This window comes from Nocardia sp. CDC519 (genome assembly GCF_059509835.1).
On record NZ_CM183377.1, the window covers coordinates 3,072,832 to 3,089,080 of the forward strand.

Genomic DNA, 16,249 nt, shown 5'->3' on the forward strand with positions numbered 1-16,249 from the left:
GCTTGAAGTGCTCAACCATTGATGTTGTCAAGTAATAGGAGTATTCAGTGACCACCACCGCGTCCGCGGCCTCCCGCACCGCCGAGGTCTTGTCACGGCCCGTGCAGCTCAACGGCCTGACCGTCCCCAACCGCATCGCGATGGCGCCGATGACGCGCATGTTCTCGCCCGACGGTATCCCCGGTGACGATGTGCGGTCCTACTACGCCCGCCGCGCCGCCGCCGGCGTGGGCCTGATCGTCACCGAAGGGACCTATGTCGGCCACGAGTCGGCAGGCAACCATGACCGGGTGCCGCGCTTCCACGGCGAGGAACAGTTGGCCGGGTGGGCGAAGGTCGCCGAGGACGTGCACGCGGCCGGCGGCACCATCGTGCCGCAGCTCTGGCACATCGGCATGGTCCGCAACCAGGGCGAACAGCCCTACCCCGAGGCTCCGGCCGTCGGCCCCTCCGGCATCCGGGTCGACGGCACCGAGGGCGCGGGCAAGGCGATGACGCAGTCCGATCTCGACGATGTCATCGGCGCCTTCGCCGAGGCCGCTGCGGCCGCCGAGCGCATCGGCTTCGACGGCGTCGAATTGCACGGTGCGCACGGCTATCTCATCGACCAGTTCCTGTGGGAACGAACCAACCGCCGCACCGATGGCTACGGCGGTGACGCGGTGGCCCGCACGAAGTTCGCCGCCGAGATCGTGGCCGCGGTGCGAGCGGTCGTCTCGCCGGAATTCCCGGTGATCCTGCGCTACTCGCAGTGGAAGCAGGAGGCCTACGACGCGCGGCTGGCCGAGACCCCGCAGGCGCTCGAGGCGATTCTCGCGCCGCTGGTCGCGGCCGGTGTGGACGCCTTCCATGCCTCCACTCGCCGCTACTGGCTGCCGGAGTTCGACGGTTCGGACCTGAACCTGGCGGGCTGGACCAAGAAGCTCACCGGCAAGCCGGCCATCACCGTCGGCTCGGTCGGTCTCGACGGCGATTTCCTGCACGCGTTCCGGGGCCGGGGGGCCGAGCTCGGCAACCTCGACAACCTGCTCGATCGCATGGAGCGCGACGAATTCGACCTCGTCGCCGTCGGCCGCGCGCTGCTGCAGGATCCGGAGTGGGCGTCGAAGGTGCTCGACGGCCGCTTCGACGAGCTGAAGCCATATGAGGCGACGGCACTGAAAACGCTGAGCTGAGCGAATTACGCTGTGCGATAAGAGGTCTGGTTGTCGGCCGCCGGAGCTGCGCCCTTCGCGCGTTGGGGTCGGCTCCGGGTGCGGCCCGTCAGTAGTCGAGCGCGTGTGCGGGCTGACAGACCTGCAGTGGCGACGGTAGATATCGCGCTACGGCATCCAGTAGCGGTGTGACGTCGCCGCGGGCGGCCGCATCGCACAGCACGGGTACCGCGTCGCCGACGTGGGTGAGGCGGCGGACATGGTCGTGCACCCTCTCCGGTGGCATATCCGGCCTACCGGTATCGGCGGACGCGGCGTCGGAATGCATGATCGCCGCCCGCAACCGGCGGTACCACGGTTCGGCGAAACTCCACTGCCGTCCGTAGTAGGCGGTGGCCACCGGCTCCATCGCCCACACCGGAATCAGCTGTACGACGCCGTCGAAGAGCGTGCCGAGTCCGTGCGGGACGTGCAGCACCAGCGGCACCGCGCCGTGGGTGCCCGCGATGGTGCGGACGCAGCGATCGAAATCGGCGCCGGGCCGATCGAGGCCGGTCACCAGGCACAGCCGCGCGACCTGGTGATCGTCGGCGACGCGCAGCGCTGCCTCGAGCCGCGGGGAGTCGGCGGTGGCGTTCATGACGGCCAGCATGCCGTCGGCCAGGCGGATGGATCGTTCGAGCAGGGGGATCGGTGCGTGAGTCGACAGTTCGTCCAGTCGTATCGTGTGCCCGGCCGGCCACGCGGCCGATACGGGCCCGGCCCCGGTGAGGGCGCGGCGCAGACGGTGGACGACGCCCCTCGTATCCTCCGGGGCGCCGACGACCGTGACATTGCGAATCGACTGCGGGTCAATGAGTTCGGTGCCCATCGCGTGGTGATCTCCAGATCGACTCCAGGAGGCGATCGCCTTCCCGATCCGGCCTCACCGTACCTGCCGCACCGAATCCGTGAAGCGGAATTCCGACCCAAAATAGAACGTGTTCCTATAACGTCGGGTTCGTGCAGAAAGAACAACGCCCCGCCGTGGCCGACTGGTTCACCGCCGACGACGGCACGGTGCGCCTGAAGGGAAGCCGCTGCACGACCTGCGGCACGCCGTACTTCCCGCGCAACACCCTGGCCTGCCGGAACCCGCAGTGCGCCGGTCCGAAGAACGGCTCCGAGCTCACGGAGTACCTGTTCTCCACTCGTGGCCGGATCTGGTCGTATGCCGACGCCCGGTACAAACCGCCGGCGCCGTACGTCTCGCCCGATCCATTCGAGCCCTATGTCGTGGCGGCGGTGGAACTCGAGGTCGAGCAGATGGTGATTCTCGGCCAGGTCGTGCGCGGTCTCACCGTCGACGATCTGGCCGTCGGCATGCCCGTCGAGCTGACCCTCGGCGTGCTGTACGAGGACGAGGACGCCGAGCACACGGTGTGGATGTGGAGGCCGGTCGATGCCTGAATCGAATGACCGCGATATCGCCGTCCTCGGTGCGGGCATGCACCAGTGGGGCAAATGGGGGCGCAACTTCGTCGAATACGGGCTGGTAGCGGCGCGTGCGGCGCTCGCGGATGCCGGGGTGGATCACCGCGACGTCGGCTACATCGCCGGTGCCGACACGATCCGCAACGGCTACCCCGGGTTCGTGGCGGGCGCCACCTTCGCACAGGCGCTCGGCTGGTCGGGTGCGCGGATTTCGAGCAGCTACGCCGCCTGCGCCTCCGGGGCCCAGGCCATCGCCAACGCGCGCGCCCAGATCCTGGCCGGACTGTGCGACGTCGCCCTGGTGGTCGGCGCGGACGCAGCCCCCAAGGGCTTCTTCCAGCCCGTCGGCGGTGAACGCCGCGACGATCCGGACTGGCTGCGCTTCCACCTGCTCGGCGCGACCAATCCCATCTATTTCGCGTTGTACGCCCGCCGCCGGATGGCGCTGCACGGCGCCACGCTCGACGATTTCGCCGCGGTCAAGGTGAAGAACGCCCGGCACGGGCTGAACAACCCGTATGCCCGGTACCGCAAGGAGGTCTCGGCCGAGGAGGTCGCGGCTTCGGCCATCGTCTCGGATCCGCTGCGCCTGCTCGACATCTGCGCGACCAGTGACGGTGGCGCCGCGCTGGTGCTGACGTCGATGGAGTACGCGCGCCGCCACGGGGCCACCGATCCCGTGCGCATCCGGGCCCTGTCCACGGTCACCCCGACCTTCCCCAAAACCGTGCTCGATCTTCCCGATTTCGCGACCGACTCCGCCGTGGCCGTCGAACCGCCGCCGCGCGAATTCCGCTCCGCGGTCGCGCACGCCGCCTACGAGGAAGCCGGTCTCGGCCCCGACGAGCTGTCCCTCGCGGAGGTGTACGACCTCTCGACCGCACTCGAACTGGACTGGTACGAGGACATCGGCCTCTGCGACAAGGGTGGCGCCGAGGACCTGTTACGCAGCGGCGCGACCACGCTGGGCGGTCGCGTTCCGGTGAACCCGAGCGGCGGCCTCGCCTGCTTCGGCGAGGCGATCCCCGCCCAGGCCATCGCTCAGGTCTGCGAACTCACCTGGCAGTTGCGCGGACAGGCCGACGGCAGGCAAGTGGAGAACGCCCGCGCGGGAATCGCGGTGAATCAGGGCCTGTTCGGCCACGGTTCGGCGATCATCGCGACCCGCTGAAACCGCGGCGATCCCGCCCCGGTACCGCACGGAGAACGCTCGACGACTCTCGACAACGCCCGACAGCGGAGCCCGGCCGTCTCGCCGGAGCTCCGCTGTCGGTCTGTGCCGGTGCTATGTCTGGCAGTTACCCACCGGAGTGGCCGGCGCGGCCGGCGTCTGCGATGCCAGCATGGCCGCGATCAGATTCAACAACACGTCCATATACTTCTCCTTGTCTCAATTGTCCGCCGGGGTGACGTTATTCGGCCGGCGGTGTACCCATGTGGGCACGTTATTTCTGATCGAGCTCGACGAGTTTGCAGACACAGAGCGTCACGGTATGCGCGAGGATGCCGCCGAAGTATCGTGTGCAGAATTCGGCGTACCCGACGGGGTCGCATTGGTGCGCGTGCCAGGCCGAGTCGACTTCGAGATCATCGGGCAGGTAGTTGCCCTTCATCCCACTCGCGCGGTATCGCTCGAGTGATTTCCGGTAGCGCGAGACCCGGTCATCGATCTGGGCCTCGGTCAGCGCGGTCGAGCCGGGCCAGAACAGATGCCCCCACCGCAGGTTCTCCCGGATATGGGAGTCATCGAAATCGGCTGGGGGGACCGGTGTTTGCGTTTCGGTCAGAGTGGTGCCGGTGGTCATAGCCTGGTTCCTCGATTCGATCAGAACTCACCATGTCGGCCAACAGGTCTCCAGCAGCGCCGGAGCTCCTCGATCTTCGAGGCATCGGTGTGGTGCGTCAAACATCACATGATTCACCTTTGGGAATGTTGGTTAGCTAAATAGCTTGTGCAACAACTTTGTTCGTCTGGACGTCACAGTCCGGGAGGGAACTCGTAGCTACTCGGGACGGCGGGCGTCATCCATCGCGTGCCGACGACGAGTGCGACTTGATCGTGGTGTACGAAGCGGTAGGCGGCCGGGTCGCCCTCGTACCGGGTGCCGTTGACATAGAGCTGAACGGTCTCCAGTGGAGTCAGCTGGATGGGGCCGACCCGGTCGGACGTCAACGGCTGGCCCCACTCGGTGAAGAACTGTCCGAGGGTGAAGGGGATGTCTTCGCCGGACTCGATGTGCACGATGCCGGAGGTGTCATGAGTGTGCAACGGAGACCCCATCTTCCGGGCTTCGTCGATGCCGACCGACGCCGGGACGGTGACGTGCTGTCCGTACACGATGACATCGAGGTGCACGTGGTAGTGATACGTCGTCATGATCGTGTGTGAGAGTGTGAGCCCGGCGGCATGGACCGCGGCTTCGACGTCGGTGGGTAGCGGCCAGGCGGGCTGGAGCAGCGCGGATCCCGACGGAATCGGTTGAGCGGCAGCGAGTCCGGTGCCGGACACGGTGAGGGCGACGGCGGTGACTAGTGATGATGCGATTCGCATCTGTCGACAATTACGCACGAGCACCCACCGGCCCGCACGTGCGCTTCCCATGATCGGGAAACGGCCTGGCTATTGCGCATCGGTATGCTCTCTCGACATCCGGAACGATACTGCCGACCGCGACGCGGTGGACATGGGATTGTCTCGGCGACAACTACTTTCGCTGGCTCTGGCGACGGCGATGGCCGGATTCCAGGGGGACTCGGAGGTGGGATTTCTGGTAACCAGAATTGGCACTCTCCCAGTTAGACTCGCCGCCGTGCCGTAGTCGGAGGGCTGCTTATGGGAGCATCATGCGAGGACAATGGGCAGTCGAATTCTTCGACGGCGGATTCCGTGAAACCTTCTCCACGCTCGGGATCTACGACGATACCGACGCGGAGGTCGATGCGATCGTCGCCCTGCTCGATCTTCCCCGCGGAGCTCGAATACTCGATATTCCCTGCGGATTCGGCCGGCATGCCGGTCCGCTCGGCCGCCGGGGCTACCAGGTCGTCGGGGTGGACAATTCACCGAGTCAACTCGACGATGCCCGGCGTGGATACCCCGACTGCACGTTCGTTCTGGCGGACATGCGGACGCCGCCGGCCGGTCCCTACGATGCCGTACTGAACCTCTGGACCAGCTTCGGCCTACTCGACACCCGTGACGACGACCGCGCCGCGCTGGCTGCGTGGGCCGACGTGCTGGCGCCGGGCGGCAGACTCGTCATGGATATCGATGTGCTCGAAAGCTTCGAGCATCGGGTGCGTAGCGGCGACGAACCGATCAGCCATCAGCTCATCCGACGACACGACCTGCTCGGCCGAGCTCGATTCGATTGGGCCGAACAGGAACTCGCCTTGCACTGGGCCCGCCCAGGATGGTCGCGACGGTGTCGGCTCCGCATGTACTCGAGGCGGCAACTCGAAACGGCACTGCGCGACGTCGGTTTCCTCGACATCACATTCGCGGGCGATCTGTACGGCGGCCCGGTCGATCCGGACAGGCGAACCGTGATCGTCGCAACCAAGTAACCGGATCCGACGTGCCGAGCCGCCGCGGCCCGCTCCACGTCCGTCCGGCCCCGCCCGAAACGAGCGGGGCCCGACGGTGTGGCGCTACTCGGACTGCCCGCTGGGGAACGACCCCACCAGTCCACCGTCGACGACGAGATCCTGGCCGGTGATGTAGGAGGCGTCGTCGGAGGCGAGGAATGCCACGGCGGCGGCGACTTCCGCGGCGTGGCCGACGGTGCCCAGCGGTACCTGGGCCGCGTTGCGCGCGTCGGCGTCCGGGTCGGTGTTGGCGTCGCGGTACATCTCGGTGTCGATATAGCCGGGGCTGACCGAGTTGACGCGGATACCTCGTGGCGCGAGGTCGGAGCCGAGGGTGCGGGCCAGATTGTGCACCGCGGCCTTGGTCGCCGAGTACACCGAGGCGACCGGCAGACCGCGGTGCAACGTCCATGAGGCATTGAGGACGATCGCGCTGCCCTCCCGCAACAGGGGTAGTGCCTTCTGGACCGTGAAGAACACGCCCTTGAAGTTGACGTCGACCGAGCGGTCGAAGTCGTGTTCGGTCAGCTCGGCGCTGGGTTTGAAGATGCCGGTGCCGGCGTTGGCGAAGACCGCGTCGAGCCGGCCGCGCCAGGTCTGGATGGCGCGCATCAGGGCATCCAGGTCGTCGAGGTCGGAGACGTCGGCGCGCACGGTCAGCACTCGGGGGCCGGCATCGAGGTCGGCGGCGGCCCGCTGCAACCGGGCGTCGTCGCGTCCGGTGATGACGACGTAGGCGCCTTCATCGAGCAGGCGGCGGGCCGTTGCCAGGCCCATGCCGGAGGTGCCGCCGGTGATCAGGACAGTGCGGTTGGTGAATCGTTGCATGCGAATGAGCCTGCCGCCGGGGCGCGGCTTGCAGCAGTGCGCGCTGAACATGGGTCTGACACCACCACCTTCGGGACCGGGGCAACGCCCTCACCTACGGCTGCTTCCGCGTGCTGGTGGAACCCGGACCGCCGCGGCTCTTGCAAATTCTCGTCGAGCGCTTCAAACTCGTAATACACCGGGCGTGACTCGTGCGGTCATCGTCGTCCGCCCCGCGAAGGGAGAGCTCTCATCATGTCCACCCATATCGTCACCAACCAGGTCCCGCCTCTGGTCGACTTCGACGCCGCCGATCAGCCGGTGGTGCTGGAGGCGCTGCGGCGCGGCGGCGCCGAGCACGCGCTGGCCGAACTGCACGAGGTGGGCAGGCTGGCCGGCAGCGCGCACGCCCAGGAACTGGGTGACCTCGCCGAAGAACACCAGCCGGTGCTGAACACCCACGACCGGTACGGCCATCGCATCGACGAGGTTCGCTACGATCCCGCCTACCACGAACTCATGCGGCACGCGGTCGGCTTCGGACTGCACGGCACGCCATGGGACGACACCCGGCCGGCTCCGCACCTGGTGCGGGCGGCGAAGTTGAGCGTCTGGGGCCAGGTCGACGCCGGGCACGGCTGCCCCATCTCGATGACCTACGCCGTAGTCCCGGCGTTGCGCGCGAACCCCGAGCTGGCCGCGCGATACGAGCCCCTGCTGACCTCCCGCGTCTACGACCCGGTCCTGGCACCGCCCACGGAGAAGGCAGGGCTGCTCGCCGGCATGTCGATGACGGAGAAGCAGGGCGGCTCCGACGTCCGCGCGAACACCACCTCCGCCGTGCCGCAGCCGGACGGGACGTACCGCATCACCGGGCACAAATGGTTCACCTCGGCGCCCATGTGCGATTTCTTCCTGGTGCTCGCTCAGGCGCCGGGAGGCCTGTCGTGCTTCTTCGTTCCGCGGGTGCTGCCCGACGGCACCCGCAACACCTTCCGGCTCCAGCGGCTGAAGAACAAGCTGGGCAACCACTCCAATGCCAGCAGCGAGGTCGAATACGACGACACCGTCGGCTGGCTGGTCGGTGACGAGGGCCGCGGCGTACCGACCATCATCGAAATGGTCAACCTGACCAGGCTCGACTGCACCCTCGGCTCCGCCACCGCCATGCGCGCCGGCGCGGTCGCGGCCATCCACCACGCGATGCACCGGCGGGCCTTCGGCGCGAGCCTCGTCGACCAGCCGCTGATGCGGAATGTGCTGGCGGATCTGGTGATCGAGGCCGAAGGCGCGAGCACGGTCGCGCTCTGGCTGGCCGAGCTGACCGACCGCGCGGTGACCGGCGACGAGCAGGCCGACCTGCTGCGCCGGATCAGCCTGGCGGTCAGCAAGTACTACGTGTGCAAGCGCGGGCCGATTCACGCGGCCGAAGCGCTGGAATGCCTGGGCGGCAACGGCTATGTCGAGGACTCGCGCATGCCGCGGCTCTACCGCGAGGCGCCGCTGATGTCGGTGTGGGAGGGCTCGGGCAACGTCGCCGCATTGGACACGCTGCGCGCCATGGCCAAACAGCCCGCGGCGCTCGGCGCCTTCCTCGACGAGGTGAAACTCGCGGCCGGCGCCGACGCCGAACTCGACGGGGCGATCGCCCGGCTGGAGTCGCAGTTCACCGATTTCGACACCGCGCAGCATCGCGCCCGCCGCATCGTCGGCGACATGGCACTCGTGCTGCAGGGCTCACTGCTGGTCCGGTTCGGTCATCCCGCTGTCGCGGATGGATTCACCCGGACCCGGCTCGGCCGCGACCGCGGCGACGTCTTCGGCACGCTGCCGGTGGGGCTGGACACCGGCGCGATCATCGATCGGCTGACCCCGAAGCTCGGCTGAATCGACCGGCACGAGAGGAGTAAGCACGATGACCGCGACGAACCCGATCGCCGGCCCCCGCAACCGTGCCGGCGAACCCGCCGATTACGCCCGCCTGCTGCACGAACTGGCCGATGCCTCGGTGCACCGGCATTTCGACCCCTACCGTGATGTCGCCTGGGATGCGCCGGAGGTGCAGGTCGTACCCGACGACCCGCGCTGGATCCTGCCGAAGTTCGACCCGCTCGGCGGCCATCCCTGGTACCGCGCCCAGCCGAGGGAACGGCAGATCGCCATCGGCATGTACCGCCAGGCGAACACCGCGCGGGTGGGCCTGCAATTCGAGCAGCTGCTGATCGCGGGCTTCATGGTCTACCTCGGGCAATTGCCCAACGGGTCGGCCGAATTCCGCTACGCCACCCATGAGGTGATCGAGGAGTGCAACCACACCCTGATGTTTCAGGAGGCGGTCAACCGGTCCGAGATCGACGCGCCCGGATTCGGGAAGCTGTTCCACGCGGTCTCGCCCCTGGTGGCGCTGTTCCCGCGGATCTCGTCGTCCTTCTTCTTCATGTGTGTTCTCGCCGGTGAGGAACCGATCGACCACATCCAGAAACAGTATCTACGCGAGCAGGACGGCTATCACCCGATGGTGCGCGCCGTCATGCGGATCCATGTGGCAGAGGAAGCCAGGCATATCTCCTTCGCGCACGAATTCCTGCGCAGGCATGTGCCGAGGGCGTCGGCGCCCGCGCGGCTCGCGCTGTCGCTGGTGTTTCCGGTCGCGCTGCGGGTGGCCTGCGATCTGATCGCGGTGCCGCCGCGGGATTTCTGGCGCGAGTTCGACATCCCCGATCACGTCCGGCGCGAAGTGTTCTGGGGATCGCCGCGATCGCGCGCGACCCTGCGCGGCTATTTCGGCGATGTGCGGATGCTGGCCGAGGAGATCGGCATGATGAACCCGGTATCCCGCAGGCTGTGGCAGGCGCTGGGCATCGACGGCCGGGTCTCGCGGCACCGCAGCGAGCCGGACCGCACGCCCGGTCCACGCTGAATCAGGCTGTCTGCTGCGGGTTCTCGCCGATGTGGTCGGCGGCGAAGGCATAGAACTCGGCGCGGAACTCGGCGTAGCGGGCGCGGATCGCCGCGCCCGGCCAGTCGGCGGGCAGGAGTTCCACCGGCAGGACCGGGTCGTCGAGAATGTGGCGGACGGTCGCGGCCGCCACTTCGAACCGGGCGGTGATCGTATCCGCCGCGGCGAAGGCCGCGAGCAGCTCGCCGGCGCGGGCGGCCCAGCGTTCGGGACGGAAGAGGCGGCGAGCCAGCTCAGGGGAGGGTTCCTCGGGATCGCCGTGGAAGATGACCAGGCGTTCCCGCGCTGCGGCGGGCATGGTGAGCCCGATGTTGTCGGGTCGGCACCACACACCTTCGCGGAGCTCGCCGAGGCGGGCCTGACGCAAGGCGTCCCGGAACGCGGCCCGATCGGTGGAATCGGCGGCTCCGACAGTGACCACCCCGAGAACCCATCGGCCGTCCCAGGGTCTGGGATCGGGGGAGACGGCGGCGTCCTGGCGGCGTTGACGTTCGGCCAGGCGCTCGGAGAGTCGGTAGGTGGCATCGCTGCGTTCCAGGTCGCCCGCCGCCACCATGCGGGTGAGCGCCGCGCGCACCGCCGACTCCTGGAGGCCGAGACCGGTGCCCACCCGCACGATCCATCCGACCGGCGCCTCGGCCGGATGCGCGCCGAGCAGGACGCTCAGGATCGCCGAGCGCGCGGTGAGAGCGCGGACGGGCGTGCTGGCGGTGGGCATTCGCCGATCGTATCCGCTCGGCCGACGCTCGACCGGCCCCACCCGGCGGGGGTGGCCGCGATGGCGAACAGCGCGTCGACGTGCGCGGCGATCGCCTCGGGTGAATCGAGTTCGCGATTGGGGCTCGGCATGGTGGCCAGCGACAGGCTCACCCGCACCCCCCACTCGAGCACCAGCTCGATCGGCACCGGCGAATCCGCGGTCGCGGGATGGATGGCGTGCAGCAGCGGCGCGGCCAGCCCGGTGCCCTCGGCCAGAACCGGAGCCAGATCGATGGTCAGACTGCGGGCCAGTTCCTCGGGAGCGGCCTCGAGCATGGCACGGAACAGATCGTTGCCCCGGAAATAGGACACCGTGAACACCACCAGCTCACGAAAGTGCTCCCGCAACGGCAAGCGGCGGGCGAAGGCGGGTTGCAAGGCGACCAGGTAGTCCATCGCCTCGGAACGCATGAGCGCACGTTTGATCGCGGCCTGATCGCCCAGATACTTGTACACCGTCGGGCGCGAGACCCCGGCGCGTTCGGCGATGAGGGTGTGCATGCGCTCGGCGCTCGGCTGCTCGATGTAGCAGAGCCTGGCCGCGGCGAGGATGCGGGTGCGGAACTCCTCTGCGGTCGTCACGGCCCTCTTCGCTCGCTACCGGTGGGTCGGCCACCGTTCCTGCCTGCTGTCGTCGAGCAGTGTAACGGGGGCGAATGCGCGGTCAGGAACGCTGACCGCGCACCTGGGCACCGGCAGGCAGGAAACGGCCGGGGCCCCAGGTCCGGCCCAGCCCCTCGGCGAACTCGCCGTCGCGATAGACGACGCGCCCGTTGACGATGGTGGCGGTCACTGCCCCGTTGTCCCGGTTGACCATCCGGCGGATGCCGCCGTACTCGGGCATCTCCTGTTCGCCGAGCTCGTGCACGTTGTGGTCCAGCCGCTCGGGGTCGATCACGGCGATGTCGGCGCGGTCGCCCGCACGCAGGTGCCCGGCGTCGATGCCGAACCAGTCGGCGAGTTCGGCGGTGAGCCGGTGCACGGCGCGCTCCACGCTCAGGAACGGTGTGCGCACGGTCTGCGCGGACCGAACGCGTTCGAGCAGACGCAGGTGATAGTTGTAGAAGGCCATGTTGCGCAGATGTGCGCCCGCATCGCCGAATCCCATGTGGACGCCGCTGCTGGCGGCCAGCTTGTCCAGGTATTTCGGGCGGTCGTTGGCGATGGTGGTGCGCCAGCGGATCTGCCTGCCGTATTCGACGACCAGGTCGAGGAAGGCGTCGACCGGATGGATGCCACGTTCGCGGCCGATCTCGCCGAAGCTCTTGGCGATCAGGGATTCGTCGGGGCATTCGACGATGACGGCGTCGAAGAGGTTGCGGTGCCAGATCTTCGGTGAGAATTTGTTCTCGTAGTCGCGCCGGAACCAGCGCCGGTACTCCTCCGATTGCAACAGTTCGTTACGTTCGATCTGATCCTTGATATCGAGAGCGGCCGCGCCGGAACCGAATTCCTCGAACACGACCAGGTCGATCCCGTCGGCGTACACGGTGAACGGCACCGGCAGATGCTGCCATCGGAAATCGCCCTTCAACAGCTTGTTGAGCACCGGAGCGCTGTAGAGCATGAAGTAGATCAGCGGCGGGTAGGCCTTGGAATCGGCGGCGGCGAGCAGCGAGACCTTCAGTTTGCCCTTCTTGAACCGGCTGCCCGCGGCCAGGAAGAACTTGCCGATATTGGGCGTGAGCGAGATGCGCGGGGTGCTCTGCAGAATCCGGCCGCGGCGGCGCAGCACCTTGTTCAGCGCGCGGAACTCCTTGCCGCGCACGAAGGTCGAGGGCAGCGACCGCGAGCGGTAGAGATCGCCGTCGAGCTTGTCGATCCAGTTGGTGGTCGCGGACAGGCCGAGGAATCCGGCGTCGAGGGCTTCCTCGAGCAGGGCGGTCATCCGCTCGAGCTCGGCGGCGGTGGGGCGGACCTTCTCGTCGACGGCGCGGTCCATGCCCATGACGTGCACGCGCATATCGGATTGACCGAGGAAGGCGGCGATATTGAGGCCGAGATCGAGTTCGTCGATGGCCTTGGCGTATTCGGTCGGGGTGGACCAGGTGCGGTTCTCGTCGAGCACGCGGATGACGGCCTCGCGTGGCACCGCCTCGACCCGGCTGAAGATGTCGGCGCATTCGATGTTGCTCGCCAGGATGGTGGTCAGCGAACAGTTGCCGATGATCGCGGTGGTGACGCCGTGGCGGATCGATTCGGTGAGCGCGGGGGAGACCAGCATCTCGGCGTCGTAGTGGGTGTGGATGTCGACGAAGCCGGGCACGACCCATTTGCCGCGCGCCTCGATCACGGTGTCCACGCCGGTGGTGTCGAGGGTGGCCGTGCTGATCTCGGCGACGACACCGTCGCGCACGCCCACGTCGGCGATCTGCGGCGGGCGACCGGAACCGTCGAACACGATGCCGTTCCGGATCACCAGGTCGAATGCGGTCATGGGGCGGGCTCCTCGCGGGTTGTGTGTTACCGTCCGTCGCGGACATTTACAATTGTGGCATATTTGGAAACGAAGGTCGATTCCCGGCCTGTCGTCATCGGAGCGGAGGAGCGGTGTCCGAACCCGTTGAACTGCGGTTTTCCCTCGATACCGCCGAGCTGGCGGCGCTCGCCTGGGGCGACCCCGGCGATCCAGTGGCCCTGCTGGTGCACGGCTTCCCGGACTCGGCGTGGACCTGGTCCGAGCTCGGTCCCGCCTTGGCCGCGGCCGGCTGGTACGTCGTCGCGCCCTTCACCCGTGGCTACGCGCCCAGCTCGCTCGCCTACGACGACGACTACTCGATCGGCTCGCTGGTCGGCGACATCATCGCCCTGCACCGGGCCCTCGGCGCCGACGAGCGCGCCGTGCTCATCGGCCACGACTGGGGTGGGGCGATCGTGAGCGCGACCTCGAGCAGTCATCCGGAACTGTTCGCCCGCACCGTTGTCATCGGGATTCCGCCGCTGACGGTCATCGCGGACCTGCTCGATCCCCGCAACATCCGCCGCAACGCTGCGGTGATCGTGCGTCAGTTGCCGCGCAGCTGGTACATGAGCGTGGTCTCGACGCCGTTCTCGGAGTACCTCGGTGGCCCGCTGATCCGGCTGCTCTGGCGTCTGTGGGCGCCGGGCGTCGACCTGTCGGCGACCCGCGAGCTCGGCCTGCGGGCTCTCGGCACCCGGCCGCGCCGCCGAGCGGCGTTCAGCTACTACCGAGCGGTCTGGAACCCGCTGTATCGCCGCACGCGTGGTTTCGAGACCGAACAGCGCGCCGCGTTCACCCCGATGCGGCACCGCACCCTGCTCATCCAGGGCCGCGACGACACCTGCGGGTTGGCGCGCACCAGCGCCCGAGCTCTCGATCATCTGCCCGGCGGAAGCGTCCGCGAGGTCGTTCAGGACGCCGGTCATTTCGCTCATCTGGAACAACCCGAGGCAGTCGCCGCACTCGTCCTCGGTTATCTCGGCAAAGGAGCCGACGCATGAAGAAGCTGCGTTTCCGTAAGTCCAAGCCCGTGATGGACGCCCACGAATTCGGTCCGCTGCGGCTGAGCGCGCGCAACGTCTCCTTCGATCTGAGCCGGACTCCGCTGCACTGGATCCCGGATTACCCGGTCGCCTCGCACATGGTCAGCACCTACCATCTGCTGTTCCCCGAGGTCGAACGCTTCTTCATCGATGCGTTCACCGAAGCTCTGCCGCACATCACCGATCCGACCCTGCGGTCGGATGTGCTCGGTTTCATCGGCCAGGAGACCATGCACGCCAACACCCACGACGAGTCGCTGGCCGACTTCTTCTCCCGCAACGGTATCGATCCCGAGCCGCCGCTGGAACAGGCCCGCTTCCTGCTGCGCCGCCTGCTCGGGCCCCGCGAGTTCACCTCCCACAAGCAGGCACGCCAGTACCTGAACAACCGTCTCGCGATCACCGCCGCGCTGGAGAACTTCACCGCCTTCCTCGGCCACTTCGTGCTGAACTGCTCGTGGCCGGAGAAGGGCGCCGACCCGAATATGACGGCGCTGTTCACCTGGCACGGCGCCGAGGAGATGGAGCACCGCATGGTCGCCCACGAGGTCGCCGAATACTTCGACCCGCGCTACGTCCGCCGCCTGCGCATGACCCTGGTGACGCTGCCGCTGACCATCTGGATCTCCGCGCGTTTCGTCTGGTACCTGGTGAGCAACGACCCGACCCTGCAGCGCACCCGCCTGCAGACCCTCCGCGACATCCTGCGCGCCTGCCGGGAGGGTGTGCTGCCCTCGGTCGGGACCGTCCTGAAGTCGATGGTCGACTACCTGCGCCCCGGCTACACCCCCGACGGCACCGGCTCGATGGCTCAGGCCCTCGGCTACCTGGCCACGGTCGAGGCCCGCGGAAAGGCGGCCTGACGTCATGGGTTTCCGCACCGCCGACTTCCCGTCGAGTCTGCACCGCCCCGGCCGGCCGGACCGCCTGATGCGGTTCCTGTCGGTGGGATTGAACGGTTTGATGTTCGCCGAGAAGTTCGCCCATCTGCCGCCGGTGCCGAGCGTGGACCACGTCGACTTCCACGAGGTCACCGTGATCGGCCGGGAGATCGTCGCCCTGGACGAGAACGTGGTCGCACTGACCTTCGCAGGCACCGAACCGCTCGGCCGGTGGTCGGCCGGTGCGCACCTGGACGTGAAGCTACCCTCGGGCGCGGTGCGCCAGTACTCGCTGTGCGGGGACGCCGGCGATCATTCGACCTACCGCATCGCCGTGCGCCTGATACCCGACGGTCGCGGCGGATCCGCGGAGGTGCACAGCCTCGCCGTCGGGGACCGCATCGAGGTCAGCAAGCCGCGCAACGCCTTCCCGCTCGCCCTCGGCGGCTACAACCAGGCCCATCCCGCGGTTCGTTTCATCGCGGGCGGTATCGGCATCACGCCGATCCTGCCGATGCTGGCCGCCGCCGACAAGCTCGGTGTCGAGTGGACGATGATCTACGCGGGGCGTAGCCGCGAATCCCTGGCGTTCCTCGACGAACTCGCCCCCTACGGCGACCGGATCACCCTCCACGTCGATGACGAGCAGGGCCTGGCCGGCGCCGAGGAACTGTTGGGTCCCTTGGTCCCCGGTGCCGCCGTCTACACGTGCGGACCCGCTCCCATGCTGGATTCGCTCAGCGCCGCGCTCGCCGAGCACCCGACGGTCGAATTCCACTTCGAGCGCTTCAGCGAAGCGCCCGTGGTCGACGGCAAGCCCTTCGAGTTGCGACTTGCCCGCACCGGCGAGCGGATCACCGTCGACGCCGACACCACGGCCTTGACCGCGCTGCTGGAGAAGCGGCCCGACGCCACCTATTCGTGCAGGCAGGGTTTCTGCCGCTCGTGTGCGGTGCGGGTCCTCGACGGTGCTCCCGAGCACCGTTCGGCCGCGTTGAGCAAGGCCGAGGAGGAAGAGGGCTACTTCCTGCCGTGCGTCTCCCGCGCCGAAGGCACGCTCACCCTCGATCTCTGATCGGCCCGCGCTTCCACCGCAGCTCGGTGCCCCGGCCCCGAAAGGAGCC

16 protein-coding genes are annotated in these 16,249 nt (G+C 67.9%); 9 read left to right on the top strand and 7 right to left on the bottom strand.

Annotated elements, in window-relative coordinates:
• Positions 1 to 47 precede the first annotated feature (47 nt).
• On the top strand, positions 48 to 1,175 hold the full coding sequence (locus AC5W7N_RS13885; RefSeq protein WP_163813253.1) for an NADH:flavin oxidoreductase: 1,128 nt from the start codon (positions 48 to 50) through the stop codon (positions 1,173 to 1,175).
• Between the two features lie 88 nt (positions 1,176 to 1,263).
• On the opposite strand, the gene AC5W7N_RS13890 is transcribed toward AC5W7N_RS13885, so the two are convergent.
• Positions 1,264 to 2,025 carry a hypothetical protein gene (locus tag AC5W7N_RS13890; RefSeq protein ID WP_495923945.1) on the bottom strand — a complete coding sequence of 254 codons (762 nt, stop codon included), beginning with the start codon at positions 2,023 to 2,025 and terminating at the stop codon, positions 1,264 to 1,266.
• Positions 2,026 to 2,180: 155 nt separating this feature from the next.
• On the opposite strand from AC5W7N_RS13890, the gene AC5W7N_RS13895 reads away from it, so the two are divergent.
• The gene (locus tag AC5W7N_RS13895; RefSeq protein WP_495924118.1) at positions 2,181 to 2,603 is read left to right on the top strand and encodes a Zn-ribbon domain-containing OB-fold protein; all 423 of its coding nucleotides are present in this window, start codon (positions 2,181 to 2,183) and stop codon (positions 2,601 to 2,603) included.
• A complete protein-coding gene (locus AC5W7N_RS13900; protein ID WP_195019433.1) occupies positions 2,596 to 3,798 on the top strand; it encodes a lipid-transfer protein in 1,203 nt (400 codons plus the stop codon). Before AC5W7N_RS13895 ends, AC5W7N_RS13900 begins: the two co-directional genes overlap by 8 nt.
• Before the next feature lie 274 nt (positions 3,799 to 4,072).
• Here the strand turns inward: AC5W7N_RS13900 and AC5W7N_RS13905 are convergent, their stop codons facing one another.
• Positions 4,073 to 4,432, bottom strand: a complete 360-nt coding sequence (locus tag AC5W7N_RS13905; RefSeq protein WP_163813249.1) for a hypothetical protein — start codon at positions 4,430 to 4,432, stop codon at positions 4,073 to 4,075.
• A gap of 173 nt (positions 4,433 to 4,605) precedes the next feature.
• A complete protein-coding gene (locus AC5W7N_RS13910; protein ID WP_163813248.1) occupies positions 4,606 to 5,178 on the bottom strand; it encodes a hypothetical protein in 573 nt (190 codons plus the stop codon).
• A 293-nt stretch (positions 5,179 to 5,471) separates the two neighbouring features.
• On the opposite strand from AC5W7N_RS13910, the gene AC5W7N_RS13915 reads away from it, so the two are divergent.
• On the top strand, positions 5,472 to 6,194 hold the full coding sequence (locus AC5W7N_RS13915) for a class I SAM-dependent methyltransferase (RefSeq protein ID WP_490724028.1): 723 nt from the start codon (positions 5,472 to 5,474) through the stop codon (positions 6,192 to 6,194).
• Positions 6,195 to 6,278: 84 nt separating this feature from the next.
• On the opposite strand, the gene AC5W7N_RS13920 is transcribed toward AC5W7N_RS13915, so the two are convergent.
• Positions 6,279 to 7,043 carry an SDR family NAD(P)-dependent oxidoreductase gene (locus tag AC5W7N_RS13920; protein ID WP_163813246.1) on the bottom strand — a complete coding sequence of 255 codons (765 nt, stop codon included), beginning with the start codon at positions 7,041 to 7,043 and terminating at the stop codon, positions 6,279 to 6,281.
• 231 nt (positions 7,044 to 7,274) lie between these two features.
• Between AC5W7N_RS13920 and AC5W7N_RS13925 the strand changes: the two genes are divergently transcribed.
• Both AC5W7N_RS13925 and AC5W7N_RS13930 read left to right on the top strand, forming a co-directional pair.
• The gene (locus AC5W7N_RS13925) at positions 7,275 to 8,909 is read left to right on the top strand and encodes an acyl-CoA dehydrogenase family protein (protein ID WP_194991169.1); all 1,635 of its coding nucleotides are present in this window, start codon (positions 7,275 to 7,277) and stop codon (positions 8,907 to 8,909) included.
• Between the two features lie 28 nt (positions 8,910 to 8,937).
• Entirely contained in the window at positions 8,938 to 9,942 is a 1,005-nt protein-coding gene (locus tag AC5W7N_RS13930; RefSeq protein WP_163813245.1) for an AurF N-oxygenase family protein, read from the top strand.
• A 1-nt stretch (position 9,943) separates the two neighbouring features.
• Here AC5W7N_RS13930 and AC5W7N_RS13935 read toward each other — a convergent pair whose 3' ends face one another.
• The 3 genes from AC5W7N_RS13935 to AC5W7N_RS13945 form a co-directional block, all read right to left on the bottom strand.
• Complete coding sequence (locus tag AC5W7N_RS13935) at positions 9,944 to 10,699, bottom strand: PaaX family transcriptional regulator C-terminal domain-containing protein (protein ID WP_490724027.1); 756 nt, start codon at positions 10,697 to 10,699, stop codon at positions 9,944 to 9,946.
• On the bottom strand, positions 10,645 to 11,322 hold the full coding sequence (locus AC5W7N_RS13940; RefSeq protein WP_495923949.1) for a TetR/AcrR family transcriptional regulator: 678 nt from the start codon (positions 11,320 to 11,322) through the stop codon (positions 10,645 to 10,647). The genes AC5W7N_RS13935 and AC5W7N_RS13940 overlap by 55 nt, the downstream gene beginning before the upstream one ends.
• A gap of 82 nt (positions 11,323 to 11,404) precedes the next feature.
• A complete protein-coding gene (locus tag AC5W7N_RS13945; protein ID WP_163813242.1) occupies positions 11,405 to 13,177 on the bottom strand; it encodes an N-acyl-D-amino-acid deacylase family protein in 1,773 nt (590 codons plus the stop codon).
• Between the two features lie 113 nt (positions 13,178 to 13,290).
• Between AC5W7N_RS13945 and AC5W7N_RS13950 the strand changes: the two genes are divergently transcribed.
• From AC5W7N_RS13950 to AC5W7N_RS13960, 3 genes are read left to right on the top strand one after another with little or no spacing between them, the layout of a single operon-like run.
• A complete protein-coding gene (locus AC5W7N_RS13950) occupies positions 13,291 to 14,202 on the top strand; it encodes an alpha/beta fold hydrolase (protein WP_495923951.1) in 912 nt (303 codons plus the stop codon).
• Entirely contained in the window at positions 14,199 to 15,107 is a 909-nt protein-coding gene (locus AC5W7N_RS13955; RefSeq protein ID WP_163813240.1) for a metal-dependent hydrolase, read from the top strand. The genes AC5W7N_RS13950 and AC5W7N_RS13955 overlap by 4 nt, the downstream gene beginning before the upstream one ends.
• Positions 15,108 to 15,111: 4 nt before the next feature.
• Positions 15,112 to 16,200, top strand: a complete 1,089-nt coding sequence (locus tag AC5W7N_RS13960; protein WP_195019427.1) for a PDR/VanB family oxidoreductase — start codon at positions 15,112 to 15,114, stop codon at positions 16,198 to 16,200.
• The last annotated feature ends 49 nt before the right edge of the window (positions 16,201 to 16,249 follow it).